Annotated in this window: 7 protein-coding genes and 3 pseudogenes; 5 read left to right on the top strand and 5 right to left on the bottom strand. The window is 68.1% G+C overall.

What is annotated here, in order from left to right; translation table 11 throughout:
- Positions 1-25: 25 nt before the first annotated feature.
- The 5 genes and pseudogenes from gshA to leuS all read right to left on the bottom strand — a co-directional run bounded on the left by gshA (position 26) and on the right by leuS (position 7,227).
- Positions 26-1,324, bottom strand: a complete 1,299-nt coding sequence (gene gshA / locus ACQ858_RS00235) for a glutamate--cysteine ligase (RefSeq protein WP_431274909.1) — start codon at positions 1,322-1,324, stop codon at positions 26-28.
- A gap of 165 nt (positions 1,325-1,489) precedes the next feature.
- Positions 1,490-2,776 carry a glutamate-5-semialdehyde dehydrogenase gene (locus ACQ858_RS00230; protein WP_431274908.1) on the bottom strand — a complete coding sequence of 429 codons (1,287 nt, stop codon included), beginning with the start codon at positions 2,774-2,776 and terminating at the stop codon, positions 1,490-1,492.
- 246 nt (positions 2,777-3,022) lie between these two features.
- On the bottom strand, positions 3,023-4,066 hold the full coding sequence (gene holA, locus ACQ858_RS00225; RefSeq protein WP_431274907.1) for a DNA polymerase III subunit delta: 1,044 nt from the start codon (positions 4,064-4,066) through the stop codon (positions 3,023-3,025).
- 7 nt (positions 4,067-4,073) lie between these two features.
- Positions 4,074-4,544, bottom strand: coding sequence for an LPS assembly lipoprotein LptE (gene lptE, locus ACQ858_RS00220; protein WP_431274906.1), 471 nt, complete (start codon positions 4,542-4,544; stop codon positions 4,074-4,076).
- A gap of 44 nt (positions 4,545-4,588) precedes the next feature.
- Positions 4,589-7,227, bottom strand: a pseudogene (gene leuS, locus ACQ858_RS00215) (leucine--tRNA ligase).
- Between the two features lie 246 nt (positions 7,228-7,473).
- On the opposite strand from leuS, the pseudogene ACQ858_RS00210 reads away from it, so the two are divergent.
- From ACQ858_RS00210 to glgA, 5 genes and pseudogenes are all read left to right on the top strand, one after another.
- Positions 7,474-9,104, top strand: a pseudogene (locus ACQ858_RS00210) (alpha-amylase family glycosyl hydrolase).
- Positions 9,094-11,252: pseudogene (gene glgB, locus ACQ858_RS00205) on the top strand (1,4-alpha-glucan branching protein GlgB). Before ACQ858_RS00210 ends, glgB begins: the two co-directional pseudogenes overlap by 11 nt.
- Positions 11,249-13,288 carry a glycogen debranching protein GlgX gene (gene glgX, locus ACQ858_RS00200; protein WP_431274905.1) on the top strand — a complete coding sequence of 680 codons (2,040 nt, stop codon included), beginning with the start codon at positions 11,249-11,251 and terminating at the stop codon, positions 13,286-13,288. The pseudogene glgB and the gene glgX overlap by 4 nt, the downstream one beginning before the upstream one ends.
- 61 nt (positions 13,289-13,349) lie before the next feature.
- Complete coding sequence (glgC, locus tag ACQ858_RS00195; protein WP_431274904.1) at positions 13,350-14,648, top strand: glucose-1-phosphate adenylyltransferase; 1,299 nt, start codon at positions 13,350-13,352, stop codon at positions 14,646-14,648.
- Between the two features lie 6 nt (positions 14,649-14,654).
- On the top strand, positions 14,655-16,115 hold the full coding sequence (gene glgA / locus ACQ858_RS00190) for a glycogen synthase GlgA (protein WP_431274903.1): 1,461 nt from the start codon (positions 14,655-14,657) through the stop codon (positions 16,113-16,115).
- The last annotated feature ends 20 nt before the right edge of the window (positions 16,116-16,135 follow it).

Here is a 16,135-nt window from a genome sequence, read left to right as displayed (position 1 = left end):
GCAGCCTGCAAGATGGCGGACTCGATCATTCGTAGATTTCGGCGTCCGGGTTGGTCGCCTCGAGCTCGTAGCTGGCCGCCACCATGGCGAGCCGGCCGATCACCCCGTACATATAGAAGCGGTTCGGGGCGCTGGCGCCCGGCTTGGCGCCCGGCTGAGGCAAGTGCGCACTCTCGGAAAATGCCAGCGGCACGAAGCTCGCGCCGGGAATCTTGAGGTCCTCGTCCGGGTTGCGGTCGGCATGCACCCGGTAGAAGCCGCCGACCACGTAGCGGTCCATCATGTAGACCACCGGCTCGGCAACGCCGTCGTGTACCCGCTCCTTGGTGAGCACGCCTTCCTGCACGATGAGCTCCTGGCGCTCGGCAGCGGTGCCCTTGGCGGCGCCGGAGCGCGGCTTCTGCTTGCGGGCCAGCGCCTCGATTTCCTTGGCATCGCGCACGGTCACCACGCCCATTTCGCTGCGGCCGTTGTCGGACTTGACCACCACGAACGGCTTCTCGTTGATGCCGTATTCCTTGTACTTGCGGCGGATCTTGGTCAGCAGCGCGTCAGCGTGACTCGTCAGCACGTCGACCCCGTCGCCGTTGGCGAAGTCGACCTCGCCGACCTTCGCGTACATCGGATTGATGAGCCAGGGATCGATGCCCAGCAGCTTGCCGAAGCGCTTGGAGACCTCCTCGTAGCTGTGCAGGTGATTGCTCTTGCGGCGCGTCGGCCAGCCGGCGTGCAGCGGCGGCAGCAGGTACTGCTCGTGCAGATCTTCGAGGATGCCCGGGACACCGGCCGAGAGATCCGTGTTGAGCAGGATGGTGCAAGGGTCGAAATGCTTGAGGCCCAGCCGGCGCTTGCTGCGCACCACCGGCTCCAGGCACACCGTGTCGCCGTTGGGCAGCTCGATCTTCTTGGGCGACTTGATCGCCGGATCGATCGAGCCGACCCGCACGTTCAACCCGGCCATGTGGAAGATCCGCACCAGCTGCGCGACGTTGGCCAGGTAGAAGGTGTTGCGCGAATGGTTTTCGGGGATCACCAGCAGGTTGCGCGCTTCGGGGCAGATCTTTTCGATCGCGGCCTGCGCGGCCTGCACCGCCAGCGGCAGCATCTCGTGCGTCAGATGGTTCCAGCCGCGCGGATAGAGATTGGTGTCGACCGGTGCCAGCTTGAAGCCCGCATTGCGGATGTCGGCCGAGCTGTAGAACGGCGGCGTGTGCTCCATCCATTCGAGCCGGAACCAGCGCTCGATGGCCGGCGTCGAGTCGAGGACGCGCTGCTCGAGCTCGTTGATCGGGCCGGTGAGGGCGGTGACGAGATGCGGGACCATGCGGGCCTTCTTCGATTTGTGGCTTGGGCTGAAGCGGAATTGTAGATTTTGGGGTACCGCCCCTGATGACAAGCCACTGTAGACGCAGTTTTGTTCTTCAAATGGAAACACTGCGCTCCGGCGTGCACCGGAGAAGTCGTGCTAGGGGATGGCGCCCCTGCGCGCTCAGGTCCTGACTTCGCCCTGTCCCAGGACCACGTACTTCAACGACGTCAGGCCTTCGATGCCTACCGGCCCGCGCGCGTGGAACTTGTCGGTGCTGATGCCGATTTCCGCGCCGAGCCCGAACTCGAACCCATCCGCAAAGCGCGTGCTCGCGTTGACCATCACGCTGGCCGAATCCACCTCGCGCAGGAAGCGCTGCGCGTTCATGTGGTCGCGCGTGACGATCGCATCCGTGTGATGGCTCGAATAGCGGTTGATGTGCGCAATCGCCTCGTCCACGCCCTCGACCACCTTGATGCTGATGACCGCGGCAAGGTATTCCTCCGACCAGTCCGACTCGGCCGCATCGACCACCTTGCCGGTGCCCTGCAGCGCCTCGCGCAGGATGCGGCCCGCCCCCGGATCGCAGCGCATCTCGACGCCCTTGGCCGCGAAGATCGCGCCGATCTCGGGCAGGAAGGTCTCGGCGATCGAGGCCGCCACCAGCAGGCCTTCGGCGGCATTGCAGGGGCTGTATTTCTGCGTCTTTGCGTTGTCGACGATGCGCAGCGCCATGTCGAGTTCGGCGGTTTCATCCACGTAGACGTGGCAATTGCCGTCCAGGTGCTTGATGACCGGCACCTTGGCTTCGCGGCTGATGCGTTCGATCAGCCCCTTGCCGCCGCGCGGGATGATGACGTCCACGAACGCAGGCATCGCGATGAGCTGGCCCACCGCCTCGCGGTCGGTCGTCTGCACGAGCTGGACCGCGGCGGCCGGCAGTCCCGCTTCGGAAAGCGAATCGGCCACGAGCTGGGCGAGCGCCTTGTTCGACTCGATGGCTTCCGAACCGCCGCGCAGGATGGCCGCATTGCCGCTCTTGATCGCGAGGCTGGCCGCCTCGATCGTCACGTTGGGCCGGCTCTCGTAGATCATGCCGAACACGCCGATCGGCACTCGCATCTGGCCCACCCGGATGCCGCTGGGCTGCTGCTTCATCCCGATGACCTCGCCGATGACGTCCGGCATCGCGGCCAGTTGCTCGCAGCCCTGGGCCACGGTTTCGATGACCCTGGGGGTGAGCTTGAGCCGATCGACCATCGGCGCCGACAGCCCCGCCGCCATGGCGCGGGCCAGATCCTGGGCATTGGCATCGGCCAAGACGCTGCCGGCCTCGCGCAGTCGGCGCGCGAGCGCCTTCAGCGCCTTGTTCTTGGTGGCCGCATCCGCACGGGCCATCTGGGCCGACGCCGTCTTGGCCTGCAGACCCAGCGTCTGCATGTATTCGGAGACATTGAACATGTTCATAGCCCCCGATTGTCCCCCGCCCCCCGAATCTGGCGCAGCCGGGTCCAGAAATCCCGTGGAACCGGCTTTGCCGGGCCACCGGGATTGCCCCTGGAAGGGGGTGCAGAGCCACACGAAGTCGGCGAGGCTGGGGGTGAGCTCAGGCCCCCGTGGAACCGGCTTTGCCGGGCCACCGGGATTGCCCCTGGAAGGGGGTGCAGAGCCACACGAAGTGGGCGAGGCTGGGGGGTGAGCCTTGGCTGGCCTCTAGCACATCCGGCACAGCATCAGGGCCAAACGCCGCAGCGCCTGCCAGCTGTCGGCCGGCCAGTCGGGCTGCTTCAGCCCCTTGACGATACCGTCGACCACATGCGCCGCGCGCAGCATGCGGTCCAGTGCGCGTTCGTCCAGCCGCGGAAGCACGCGCTCGATCGCGCGCTCGCGCGCTCCCCAGATGCGGTTCTCGCGCAAGGCCATCGGCAACGGCCGGCCCGCGGCCATGGCGTCCTTGACGCGCTTGAGGGCGCGAATGTCCTCGGCGATCGTGTAGTGCACGAGCACCTCCGCCTCGCCCTCCGCCTGCAGGCCGTCGAGCATGCGCGAGACGCGCAGCGGGTTGCCCGCCAGCACCGCTTCGGAGAGCTTGAAGACGTCGTAGCGGGCCACGTTGTTGACCGCGGCCTCGACCTGCTCCCAGCTCAGCTCGCCCTCGGGATGCAGCAGCGCAAGCTTCTGGATCTCCTGGTGTGCCGCGAGCAGGTTGCCCTCGACCCGATCGGCGAAGAACTGCAGCGTGCGCTGGCCCTCCTGGCCGGGCTTCACGCGCTGGCCCTGCTGGGCAAGCCGCTGCGCGATCCACTGCGGCAAGGCGGCGCGCTCGACCGTGTCGACCTGGATGCTCACGCCGTTGCCTTCGAGCGCTCCGAACCAGGCGCCGGTACGGGTCGCCTTGTCCAGGCGCGGCAGCATCACCATCGTGAGCGTGCTGTCGTTGCCCTGCGCGGCTTCGGCGATCTGCTGGAGCGCCACGCTGCCGTCTTTGCCCGGTTTGCCGGACGGGATGCGGATCTCCACGATCTGCCGCTCGGCGAAGAGGCTCAGCGAACCGCCGGCCGCGAGCACCGCACTCCAGTCGAAGTGCGCGCCGGCCACGGTGTAGGCGCTGCGCTCGGTATAGCCCTGCGCACGTGCGGCAGCGCGGATCGCATCGGCCGCCTCCTGCGCCAGCAGCGCCTCGTCGCCATGGATGACGTACAGCGGCGCCACCCCCTTGGCGAGGTGCGCGGCAAGCTGTGCAGGCGCCAACTGCATCGGAAGCTCAGGCGGGCTTTGCAGCCGCCAAGCGGCGCAGGATCTGCTGCGCGATGTCGGTTTCCATGTCGCGGTACAGCAGCGCCGTTTCGCCTTCCTTCGCGAGGGCAGCGGTTTCGTTGTAGGTGATGTCGCGCGACTGCGTGATCTCGGTCGGCGCCAGTAACTCCTTGCCGCCTTTGCCGCGCACCCGGAAGCGCACGGTCAGCCGCAACTGAAGCTCGCGCACCTGTCCGGCTGCGTTGGTCGAGATCACCACGGCCTGGCGGTCCTCGCCGAGGATGTCGAGGATCGCCTCCGCGCCTTCGATCTGGTCCGCCGGCAGCACCTCGACCGTACCGGCGGCGCGCAGATTGCGCTTCACCTGGTTCGCGAATGACGATTTCGCCGGCACCGCGATGCTCTTGAACTGGAACTCCGGCGCCTTGCGCAGCTGGAAGCCGCAACCCGCCAGCACCAGCGCGCCGGACAAGCCCATCAGAAAGCCGCGCCGCGACCGACGCCGATTTGTGCCCATGGCGCTCAAATCACCACGTTGACCAGCCGCCCCGGCACCACGATCACGCGCTTGGCCGTCGCACCTTCGGCGTGCTTGACGAAGGCCTCGCTGGCGAGCGCGATCTTCTCGATCTCCAGCTTCGAAGCGGTCGCCGGCACATGCAGCGACCCGCGCAGCTTGCCGTTGATCTGCAGCATCAGCTCGATCTCGTCCTGCTCCAGCGCACCGACATCGACCACCGGCCACGGGGCGTCGAGCAACTCGCCGATCGCCTTGTCGTAGCCGAGCTGGTGCCAGAGCTGGTGCGTGATGTGCGGCGTCGCCGGGTAGAGGCAGCGCAGCAGGATGCCCATCGCCTCGCGGACAGCCGCGCGGTCGCCGGCGTCCGGCGCCTGGGGCTTGAAGCCTTCCAGCGCGTTGAGCAGCTTCATGGCGCCCGACACCACGGTGTTGTATTGCATGCGCTGGTAGTCGTAGTCGATCTGGCGCAGCACCGTGTGCACCTCGCGGCGCAGGGCCTTGGCCTCCTTGCCGAAGGCGGGTTCGCCACCGGAGGCCGCGTCGGCGCCGGCCTCATGAAGCGCGACGCCGAAATTCCAGACGCGGCGCAGGAAGCGGAAGCTGCCTTCGACCGCTGCATCGTTCCATTCGAGCGTCGCCTCGGGCGGGGCGGTGAACATGGTGTAGAGCCGGGCGGTGTCCGCCCCGTACTTCTCGATCAGGTCCTGCGGGTCGACGCCGTTGCGCTCGCTCTTGCCCATCTTGCCGATACCGCCGTATTCGACCTGGGTTCCGTCGGCCAGCGTGCCGCCGGTGATCCGGCCCTGCGCATCGAGCACCTGCGTGACTTCCAATGGCGGGTGGTAGTCCTTGCCGCCCTTCTCGTTGCGCGTGTAGAAGATGTGGTTGAGCACCATGCCCTGGGTGAGCAGCTTGCTGAAGGGTTCATCGCACTTCAGGAGGCCGAGATCGCGCATCACCTTGGTCCAGAAGCGCGCGTAGAGCAGGTGCAGGATCGCGTGCTCGATGCCGCCGATGTACTGGTCCATCGGCATCCAGTAGTCCGCGCCGCCCGCGACCATCGCCTCGTCGTTCTTCGGGTCGCAATAGCGCATGAAGTACCACGAGCTGTCGACGAAGGTGTCCATCGTGTCGGTCTCGCGGCGCGCGGGCTTGCCGCATACCGGGCAGACGACGCCCGCGTGGAAGCCTTCGTGCTTGTGAAGCGGGTTGCCGGACCCATCGGGCACGCAATCGGTCGGCAGCACGACCGGGAGATCCTTCTCGGGCACCGGCACGGCGCCGTGCGCTTCGCAATGGATGATCGGGATCGGCGTGCCCCAGTAGCGCTGGCGGCTGATGCCCCAGTCGCGCAGGCGCCGGTGGTCTTCATCTCGCCCAGGCCCTTCTGCCCGAGCGCATGGGCCACGGCCTTGACCGCCTCGGCGTGGGACATGCCGCTGAAGTTGTCGGAGTTGATGGTGACGCCGCGCTCCTTGTCGGCGTACCAGTCCTGCCAGCGGTGGTAGTCGAAATGCGGCTCCTCATCGACCAGCACCACCTGGATGATCTCGATCCCGTACTTGTTCGCGAAGGCGAAGTCGCGCTCGTCGTGCGCGGGCACGCCCATCACCGCGCCGTCGCCGTAGCTCATGAGCACGTAGTTGCCGACCCAGACCGGCACCTGCTCCTCGGTGATCGGGTGCGTCACCGTGAGGCTGGTGCGCACGCCCTTCTTTTCCTGCGTGGCGAGTTCGGCCTCGGTGGTGCCGCCGCTCTTGCATTCCTCGATGAAGGCGGCGACCTTGGGGTCGGACTTCGCGGCATGCAGCGCGAGCGGATGTTCCGGCGCGACCGCGCAGAAGGTCACGCCCATGATCGTGTCGGCGCGCGTCGTGAAGACATACATGCGACCGCCCTGGATCAGCGCGCCCTTGTCGTCCTTGATGCTGTGCGTGAAGGCGAAGCGCAGGCCTTCGCTCTTGCCGATCCAGTTCTCCTGCATCAGCTTCACGCGCTCGGGCCAGCCCGGCAGCTTGTGCTGGGTGTGCTCGAGGAGTTCCTCGGCATAGTCGCTGATCTTGAGGTAGTAGCCGGGGATTTCGCGGCGCTCCACCGGGGCGCCGGTGCGCCAGCCCTTGCCGTCGATCACCTGCTCGTTGGCCAGCACGGTCTGGTCGACCGGGTCCCAGTTGACCACCTGCGTCTTGCGGTAGGCGATGCCCTTCTCGAGCATCTTCAGGAACAGCCACTGGTTCCACTTGTAGTAGCTCGGATCGCAGGTCGCGATCTCGCGGCTCCAGTCGATGGCCGGGCCCATGGCCTGGAGCTGGCCCTTCATGTAACGGATGTTCTCGTAGGTCCAGGCGGCCGGCGGCACGCCGTTCTTGAGCGCCGCGTTCTCGGCCGGCAGCCCGAAGGCGTCCCAGCCCATGGGCATCAGCACGTTGTAGCCGCTCATGCGCAGGTAGCGCGTGAGCATGTCGTTGATCGTGTAGTTGCGCACGTGGCCCATGTGCAGCTTGCCGCTGGGGTACGGCAGCATCGAGCAGGCGTAGTACTTCTTCTTGCGCGTGTCCTCGGTCACGCGGTAGGCGTCGGCGGCCGTCCAGTAAGCCTGGGCGGCGGACTCAACGTCGCTGGGTTTGTAGCTGGGGTTCATTCGGGCTTCGGCAACGGCCCGGCGCCAGTGGCCGGGGAGGCTCGATTATCACCCCCAGCCTCGCCCACTTCGTGTGGCTCGGGCACCCCTTCCAGGGGGCAACCCCAGCGGCCCGGCAAAGCCGGTTCCTCGGGGTTCCGCGAACGGGCGAGCTTCGCCGCCCTGGGGCCGCACCGCACCCAAGTGGTGCGCGAGCCTGGGGGCGAGCTTTTTGCTTGACAATGATTTTTCGACTGGGGGGATCGCATGGACAAGGACTGGTGGCGCGGGGCGGTGATCTACCAGATCTACCCGCGCAGCTTCATGGACAGCAACGGCGACGGCATCGGCGACCTGCCGGGGATCACCGCCCGGCTTGACCACGTCGCGGCGCTGGGGGTGGACGCGATCTGGATCTCGCCCTTCTTCCGCTCGCCGATGAAGGATTTCGGCTACGACGTGGCCGACTACCGGGCGGTCGATCCGATCTTCGGCACCCTGGAGGACTTCGACGCGCTGCTGGCCCGCGCCCACGCGCTCGGGATCAGGGTCATCATCGACCAGGTGCTTTCCCACACCTCCGACCAGCACGCCTGGTTCGCCGCGAGCCGAGCCAGCCGCGACAACCCGCTGGCCGACTGGTATGTCTGGGCCGATCCGCGTCCGGACGGCACGCCGCCAAACAACTGGCTCTCGGTGTTCGGCGGGCCCGCCTGGCAGTGGGATTCGCGGCGTCGGCAGTACTACCTGCACAGCTTCCTGGTCGAGCAGCCCGACCTGAACTTCCATTGCCCGGTGGTGCAGGAGGCCCTGCTCGAGGAAGTGCGCTTCTGGTGCGAACGCGGGGTCGACGGCTTCCGCTTCGACGCCTGCAACCACCAGTTCCACGACGCACAACTGCGCGACAACCCGCCGGCCGACGGCGGCCTGGTGAGCACCGTGCGGGCCGACAACCCCTACGCGATGCAAAAGCACCTCCATGACAAGAGCCAGCCGGAAAACCTGCGCTTCCTCGAGCGCCTGCGCGCGCTGCTCGACGAATACGGCGCGGTAGGCCTCGGCGAGGTCGGCGACGAGGACGCGCCGCCGTTGATGGCGCAATACACCGAGCGCGGCAAGCGCCTGCACCGGCCTACAGCTTCAGCCTGCTGACCAGCGAGCACAGCGCCGCACACCTGCGCACGCAGGTCGAAGCGCTCGATCACGCCCTCGCGAAGACCGGCGGCTGGGGCTGCTGGGCGGTCTCGAACCACGACGTGCCGCGGGTCGCCTCGCGCTGGAACGCCAGCGGCACCGAGGACACCCGCCGCGACAGGCTGTGGCTCGCGCTGCTGCTCGCGCTGCGCGGAAGTGTGAGCGTCTACCAGGGCGAGGAGCTCGGCCTGCCCGAAGCCGAGGTGCCTTTCGAGCTGTTGCAAGACCCCTACGGCCGCGCCTTCTGGCCCGAGTTCAAGGGACGCGACGGCGCCCGCACGCCGATCCCGTGGGTCACGGATGCACAGCACGGCGGCTTCACCCGTGGGACGCCCTGGCTGCCGGTCTCGCAGACGCATCTTCCGCTGGCCATCGACCGGCAGACCGGCGATCCGGGTTCGATGCTTCACTTCAGCCGTGCGCTGCTGCGCTGGCGTCGCGGCCAGCCGCTGCTGAAAGCCGGCGAGATGCGCTTCATCGACGCCCCCGGCGTGCCGGACACGGTGCTCTGGTTCGAGCGCCGCGAGGGCGATGCCTCGCTGCATGGCGTGTTCAACCTGTCCGACGAGCCGGTGTCGCTCGCCCTGCCCGGTGCGCTGGCCCCGGCAGAAAGCGCCCCTTTCGCCGACACTCGCATCGAAGACGGCACGCTCATGCTGCCGCCCTATGGCGTCTTCTTCGGAGTACCGCTCGATGCTGCCTGAGGCCGAAGTCCGTGCACTGATGCGCGCAGAACATGGCGATCCCTTCGCCGTGCTCGGCCCGCACGAGACGGACGAAGGCCTGCGCGTGCGTGCGCTGCTGCCGGGCGCGAAGTCGGTGACGGTCATGCAGTCAGACTCGGGCTGGCCGCTCGCACAACTCGACCGGCAGGGCGACAGCGACCTCTTCGCCGGGCTCGTTCCTGCCTCCCAGGCACGGCTCGGCTATCACTTTCACGTGGACTGGGGTTCACACACCTCGCGGCTCGACGACCCCTATCGCTTCCCGATGGTGCTGGGCGCCACCGACGTCTGGCTGCTCGCCGAGGGCACGCACCTGCGGCCCTTCGAGCAACTGGGCGCGCACCTGCGCGAGATCGACGGCGTGCGCGGCGTGGCCTTCGCGGTGTGGGCGCCGAATGCGCAGCGCGTGTCGGTGGTCGGCGATTTCAACCAGTGGGACGGCCGCCGCCACATGATGCGGCTGCGCCGCGAGTGCGGCGTGTGGGAAATCTTCGCGCCGCACGTCGCGCCGGGCGACAGCTACGAGTTCGAGATCCTCGCGGCCGAGGGCCAGGTGATCCGCAAGGCCGATCCCTTCGGCTTCTCGGCGCGGCTGCGGCCCGACACCGCCTGCGTGGTGCAGCCGCTGCCGCCCCCGGTCAAGATGGCACCCGGCCGCGCGCAGGCCAACGCGCGCCGGGCCCCCTCAGCATCTACGAGGTCCACCTGGGATCGTGGCGGCGCAAGAACGGCCATGAGTGGCTCGACTACCGCGAGCTCGCCGACACGCTGGTGCCCTATGCGCGCGACATGGGCTTCACCCACATCGAGCTGCTGCCGATCAGCGAGCATCCCTTCGACGGATCGTGGGGCTACCAGCCGATCGGCCTCTACGCGCCGACCTCGCGCTTCGGCACGCCCGGCGACTTCCGCGCCTTCGTCGAGGCGGCGCACGCGGCCGGGCTCGGCGTGATCCTCGACTGGGTGCCCGCGCATTTCCCGGCCGACGCGCACGGGCTGGCGCAATTCGACGGCACCGCGCTCTACGAGTACGCCGATCCGCGCGAGGGCTTCCACAACGACTGGCAGACGCTGATCTTCAACTACGCGCGCACGGAGGTGCGCAACTACCTCGTCGGCAATGCGCTGTACTGGCTGGAGCGCTACGGCGTCGACGGGCTGCGGGTCGATGCGGTGGCCTCGATGCTGTATCGCGACTACAGCCGGCAGTCCGGCGAGTGGATTCCCAACGTGCAAGGCGGGCGCGAGAACCTCGAGGCGATCGACTTCCTGCGCCGCATGAACCACGTCGTCGGCGTCGAACGCCCCGGCGCGATCACGATCGCCGAGGAATCGACCAGCTTCCCCGGCGTGACGCGCCCGCCGGAACAAGGAGGACTGGGCTTCCACTTCAAGTGGAACATGGGCTGGATGAACGACACGCTGCACTACGCCGGCATCGATCCGGTCTACCGCAAGCACCACCACCGGGAGATCACCTTCGGCCTGATGTACGCGCACAGCGAGAACTTCGTGCTCCCGCTCTCGCACGACGAGGTGGTGCACGGCAAGGGCTCGATGATCGGCCGCATGCCCGGCGACCACTGGCAGAAGTTCGCGGGGCTGCGCAACCTCTACGGCTATCTCTGGGCCTATCCGGGCAAGAAGCTGCTCTTTATGGGCGGCGAGTTCGCGCAGTGGGCCGAGTGGAGCGCGGACCGCAGCCTCGACTGGCATCTGCTGGAGCAGCCCTCGCACCAGGGCATCCGCCGGCTGGTGCGCGACCTGAACAACGTCTACCGCCATTTCCCCGCGCTGCACTCGCTGGACTGCGAACCGCAAGGCTTCGAGTGGATCTGCCACGACGACGCGGACCAGTCGGTATTCGCCTTCATGCGGCGTGCCGGCGACGGCAGCTTCGTCGTCGCGGTGTGCAACTTCACGCCGATGGTCCGCCACGGCTATCGGCTGGGCATGCCGCTTGCTGGCACTTACCGCGAGATCATCAACACGGACAACCAGATCTACGGTGGAAGCGGACTTGGCAACGGCGTCACTGAAACGCAGGAAATTCCCTGGCATGGAAGGCCGCAGTCGATGGCGATGACGCTGCCGGCGCTCTGCACCGTGATGTGGGTGCTGGCGTGACGGGGCTGCATCCGGGCGCCCCCTATCCGCTCGGCGCGACGCCGGGCCCGCACGGCGTCAACTTCGCGCTGGCGGCGCCGCGCGCGACGCTGGTGGAGCTGTGCATCTTCGACGGCACCGGCCGGCACGAACAGCAGCGCCTGAAAGTCACCGCGCGCACCAACGGCGTCTGGCACGCCCTGTTGCCGCATGCGCGCCCGGGACTGGTCTACGGCTGGCGCGTCCACGGGCCGTGGTCGCCGCACGAGGGCCTGCGCTTCAACCCGGCCAAGGTGCTGCTCGATCCCTATGCGCGCGAGGTGGTGGGCCGCTACGGTGGCGAGGACATCTTCCTCGGGCACGATCCGGCCGATCCCACGCGGCGCGACGCACGCGACAACGCGGCCATCGCCCTGAAGGCCCGCGTCGTCGACCCGTTGCCGCCCGCCTCCCCCGGGCCCCGCGTCGCCGACAGCGACCGCGTCATCTACGAGCTCCACGTTCGCGGCCAGACGCAGTTGCACCCCCAGGTTCCGCCCGAATTGCGAGGCACCTATGCAGGTCTGGCGCAGCCGCCGGTGCTCGACCATCTGGAGCGCCTCGGCGTCACCACGCTGAACCTCATGCCGGTGCAGTTCCGCGCGGACGAGGCACGGCTGTTCAAGCTCGGCCTCAGCAACTACTGGGGCTACAGCCCGATCGGCTGGTTCGCGCCCGAAGCCCGCTACTGGAGCGGGCGCTCCGGCACCTCGCCAGCGAGCGAGTTCCGCGCGATGACCGATGCGATCCACGCGCGCGGCATGGAGGTGGTGGCCGACGTGGTCTTCAACCACAGCGCCGAGACCGACGAACTCGGCCCCACGCTGAGCCTGCGCGGCATCGACAACCCGCTCTACTACCACCTTCGCCCTCATGATCGCGCCCTCTACCAGAACTGGACCGGCTGCGGCAATTGCCTCCACCTCTCGGAGCCGCGGGTGGTGCAGCTGGTGATGGATGCGCTGCGCCACTGGGTCACGCAACTCGGCGTCGACGGATTCCGCTTCGATCTCGCGCCGATCCTCGAGCGCCGCGACGATGGCACCTTCGACCCGCGCGCCCCGTTCCTCGCCGCGGCAGCGCAGGACCCGGTGCTCGCCCGCACGCTCCTCATCGCGGAGCCCTGGGACATCGGCCCCGGCGGCTATTGCCTCGGCCAGTTCCCGCCGGGCTGGCTCGAGTGGAACGACCGCTTCCGCGACACGCAGCGCGGCTTCTGGCTGCATCGCAGCGCCTTGCTCGGCGAATTCGCGCAGCGCTTCACCGCGTCGAGCGATGCCTTCAGGCACGACGGCCGATCGCCCACCGCGAGCGTCAACTTCGTCACCGCCCACGATGGCTTCACCCTGCGCGACCTGCTGAGCTACAACGAGCGCCACAACCTCGCCAATGGCGAGAACAACCGCGACGGCCACGCGCACAACCTGAGCCGCAACTGTGGCGTGGAGGGCGAGACGGACGACCCGCTGGTGCTTGCCGAGCGCAAGCGGCTCGGCCGCGTGCTGCTGGCGGTGCTGCTGCTCTCGCAGGGCACGCCGATGCTCCTGGCCGGCGACGAACTCGGCCACACGCAACGCGGCAACAACAACGCCTACTGCCAGGACAACGAGACGACCTGGCTGCACTGGGACCGCGCCGACGCCGGCCTGGCCCGCTACGTGTCGCGCCTGCTGACGCTGCGCCGCGAGGCCGCGCCGCTTCGCAGCGACCAGTGGTGGCCCGCCTATGCCTTGCCCGACACCACGACGCTGCGTTGGCGCACGCCGGAAGGCCGGGCGATGGCCCCCGCCGACTGGGAACGTCGCGACCGTCACGCGCTCGCGATCCTGTTCGACGCCCCGGCGCCGGCATCGAGCTGGCTCGTGCTCGTCAATGCGGAGGCCGCCGAGGTCAGCTTCCATCTGGACGGAGCCCGCTGGGTGCGCCAGCTTGCAAGCGATGAGGACACCGAAGAGGCATTGCCGCTCGGCCAGACCGCGACGCTCGCCCCGGGCAGCCTCTGGGTCGCAAAAACATAGGAGCCAGGCAACCGCCGGGATGCTAGGCTGGAACCACCCCGAAAAAGAACGGAGGCACCTGATGAACGACATCGAGCAACCGAACCTGCAGGCGCATCAACTCGTTCGCCGCACCATCGCGCTGGTGCTGGCCGGCGGCCGGGGCTCCCGGCTCAAGCAGCTCACGGACCGGCGTGCCAAGCCGGCGGTGTACTTCGGCGGCAAGTTCCGCATCATCGACTTCGCGCTGTCGAACTGCCTCAATTCGGGCATCCGGCGCATGGCGGTGGTCACGCAGTACAAGTCGCACTCGCTGATGCGCCACCTGCAGCGAGGCTGGAGCTTCCTGCGCGCCGAGCTCAACGAGATGGTCGACGTGCTGCCCGCCCAGCAGCGCGTGGGCGACGAACACTGGTACCGCGGCACCGCCGATGCGGTCTACCAGAACCTCGACATCTTCCGGACCCGCTCCACGCCGCATGATTACGTGGTGGTGCTGGCCGGCGACCACGTCTACAAGATGGACTACTCGATCATGCTCACCGACCACGCCTCGCACGGCCGCGGCTGCACGGTGGGTTGCATCGAGGTGCCGCGCCCGGAGGCAGTGGCCTTCGGCGTGATGGCGGTGGACAAGGATCGCAACATCACCGAGTTCCTCGAAAAGCCCGCCGACCCGCCCGCGATGCCCGGCAAGCCCGAGGTGGCGCTCGCGAGCATGGGCATCTACATCTTCGACGCCGAGTACCTCTACCGGATGCTCGAGGAGGACAGCAACGACCCCGACTCGGACCATGATTTCGGCAAGGACATCATCCCCCGCGCTGTGGCGGAAGGCCGCGCGGTGGCGCATCCTTTCGGCATGTCGTGCGTGACTCGCGCGCAGCGCGGCGACGAAGCCAAGGCCTACTGGCGCGACGTGGGCACGATTGATGCATTCTGGGCAGCCAACCTGGACCTGGCGTCGATCACACCCGAGCTGGACATCTATGACACCGACTGGCCCATCTGGACCTACCAGCGGCAGCTTCCGCCGGCCAAGTTCGTCCTCGACCGCGAGGGCAAGCACGGCATGACCGTCAACACCATCGTCTCCGGCGGTTGCATCGTCTCGGGCTCGAAGGTGAGCAGCTCGGTGCTGTTCTCGGGCGTGCGCGTGCATTCCTTCTGCACGATCAACGAGGCGGTGCTGCTGCCCGACGTGCAGATCGGCCAGGGCTGCCGGCTCAACAAGGTCGTCATCGATCGCGCCTGCATCCTGCCCGAGAACACAGTGGTGGGCGAAGACGCCGAAGCCGATGCCGCGCGCTTCGAGCGCACCGAGGGCGGCGTGGTGCTCATCACGCGCGAGATGCTCAAGCGTCTCGGCTATCCCCAGTAGCGACGCATGCGGATTCTCCAGGTCAGCGCCGAACTCTTTCCCCTGCTGAAGACCGGAGGGCTGGCCGACGTCGCGGGCGCGCTGCCGCTCGCACTGGCGGCCGCCGGGCAGGACGTGCGCGTACTTCTTCCGGGCTTTCCGGCGATCGTCGCCGGCGTCGTCGATTCACGGCCGGTGGCGGAGTTCGCCGCGCCCTGGGGCGAGCGGGTGCGCCTGCGGCTCGGCCGCATCCCGATCGACGGGCAACCGGCCATTCCGGCCTATGTGATCGACGCGCCCTGGCTCTACGACCGGCCCGGCAACCCCTACGAGGACCCGAGCCGCCAGCCCTACGGCGACAACCACCGGCGCTTCGCCTTGCTGGGTTGGGCCGCCGCCCAACTGGCGCGCGACCTCGATCCGGACTGGCGCCCCGAGCTCGTCCATGCCCACGACTGGCATGCGGGACTCGCCGCGGCGTACACGGCCTTCGCTCCGCCCGACGGCCGGCCCCGCGTCGGGAGCGTCTTCACCGTGCACAACCTGGCCTACCAGGGCCTGTTCGCGCCCTGGCATTTCTCCGAACTGGGACTGCCGCCGGCGGCCTTCAGCGTCAACGGGCTCGAATTCCACGGCCAGCTGTCGTTCATGAAGGGCGGCCTGTGCTTTGCCGACCGCATCACGACGGTGAGCCCGACCTATGCGCGAGAAATCCAGACGCCCGAGCAGGGGTTCGGGCTCGATGGCTTGCTGCGCAGCCGATCGCACGTGCTCAGCGGCATCCTCAATGCGGTCGACGACCAGATCTGGAATCCGGCGACAGACACCCTGATCCCGCAGCGCTACGACGGCCGGCGGATGGCCGGCAAGGCACGCTGCAAGGCCGTTCTGCAGGAAGAACTGGGCCTCGCGCCGCAGCCCGACGCGCCGCTCTTCGTCGTGGTGAGCCGGCTGACCGAACAGAAGGGCCTGCGCCTCGTGCTCGAAGGACTGGACGCGCTGCTCGCGCAGGGAGGCCAGCTCGCGCTGCTCGGCAGCGGCGACGCCGACCTCGAGGACGCATTCCGCCAGCGCGCCACCGACGCGCCGCGGTCGGTCAGCGTCACGCTGGGCTACAGCGAGCCGCTCGCGCACCGCCTGTTCGCGGGCGGCGACGTGACGCTCGTGCCGTCGCTGTTCGAGCCCTGCGGACTGACGCAGATGTACGGCCTCAAGTACGGCAGCCTGCCGCTGGTGCATCGCGTCGGCGGACTGGCCGACACGGTGGTCGATGCCACCCTCGAAGACATGGCGAGCGGCGATGCCACAGGCTTCACCTTCGATGCCTTCGATGCCCCCGGCTACGCGCGCGCGGTTCGCCGCGCTTTCGCGCTCTACCAGCGCCCTGCCGACTGGCGGGCGGTGCGTGCCCATGCGATGGGCCGCCCCGCCGACTGGGGCACCGCCGCCGAGCGCTATCTCGATGTCTACGCCGAGGCGATGGGCTGAACCCACACCGGCGAAACCCC

Origin of the sequence: Variovorax ureilyticus, from assembly GCF_050632185.1 — a bacterium.
GTDB lineage: Bacteria > Pseudomonadota > Gammaproteobacteria > Burkholderiales > Burkholderiaceae_C > Variovorax > Variovorax ureilyticus_A.
The sequence above is the reverse complement of the archived record's forward strand: the minus strand, read 5'-3'. Positions and strand labels throughout refer to the sequence as shown.

Coding starts and splice junctions, on each gene's coding strand:
- gshA (WP_431274909.1), bottom strand. CDS start 1,324: ATGGTCCCGCATCTCGTCACCGCCCTCACCGGCCCGATCAACGAGCTC.
- ACQ858_RS00230 (WP_431274908.1), bottom strand. CDS start 2,776: ATGAACATGTTCAATGTCTCCGAATACATGCAGACGCTGGGTCTGCAG.
- holA (WP_431274907.1), bottom strand. CDS start 4,066: ATGCAGTTGGCGCCTGCACAGCTTGCCGCGCACCTCGCCAAGGGGGTG.
- lptE (WP_431274906.1), bottom strand. CDS start 4,544: ATGGGCTTGTCCGGCGCGCTGGTGCTGGCGGGTTGCGGCTTCCAGCTG.
- glgC (WP_431274904.1), top strand. CDS start 13,350: ATGAACGACATCGAGCAACCGAACCTGCAGGCGCATCAACTCGTTCGC.
- glgA (WP_431274903.1), top strand. CDS start 14,655: ATGCGGATTCTCCAGGTCAGCGCCGAACTCTTTCCCCTGCTGAAGACC.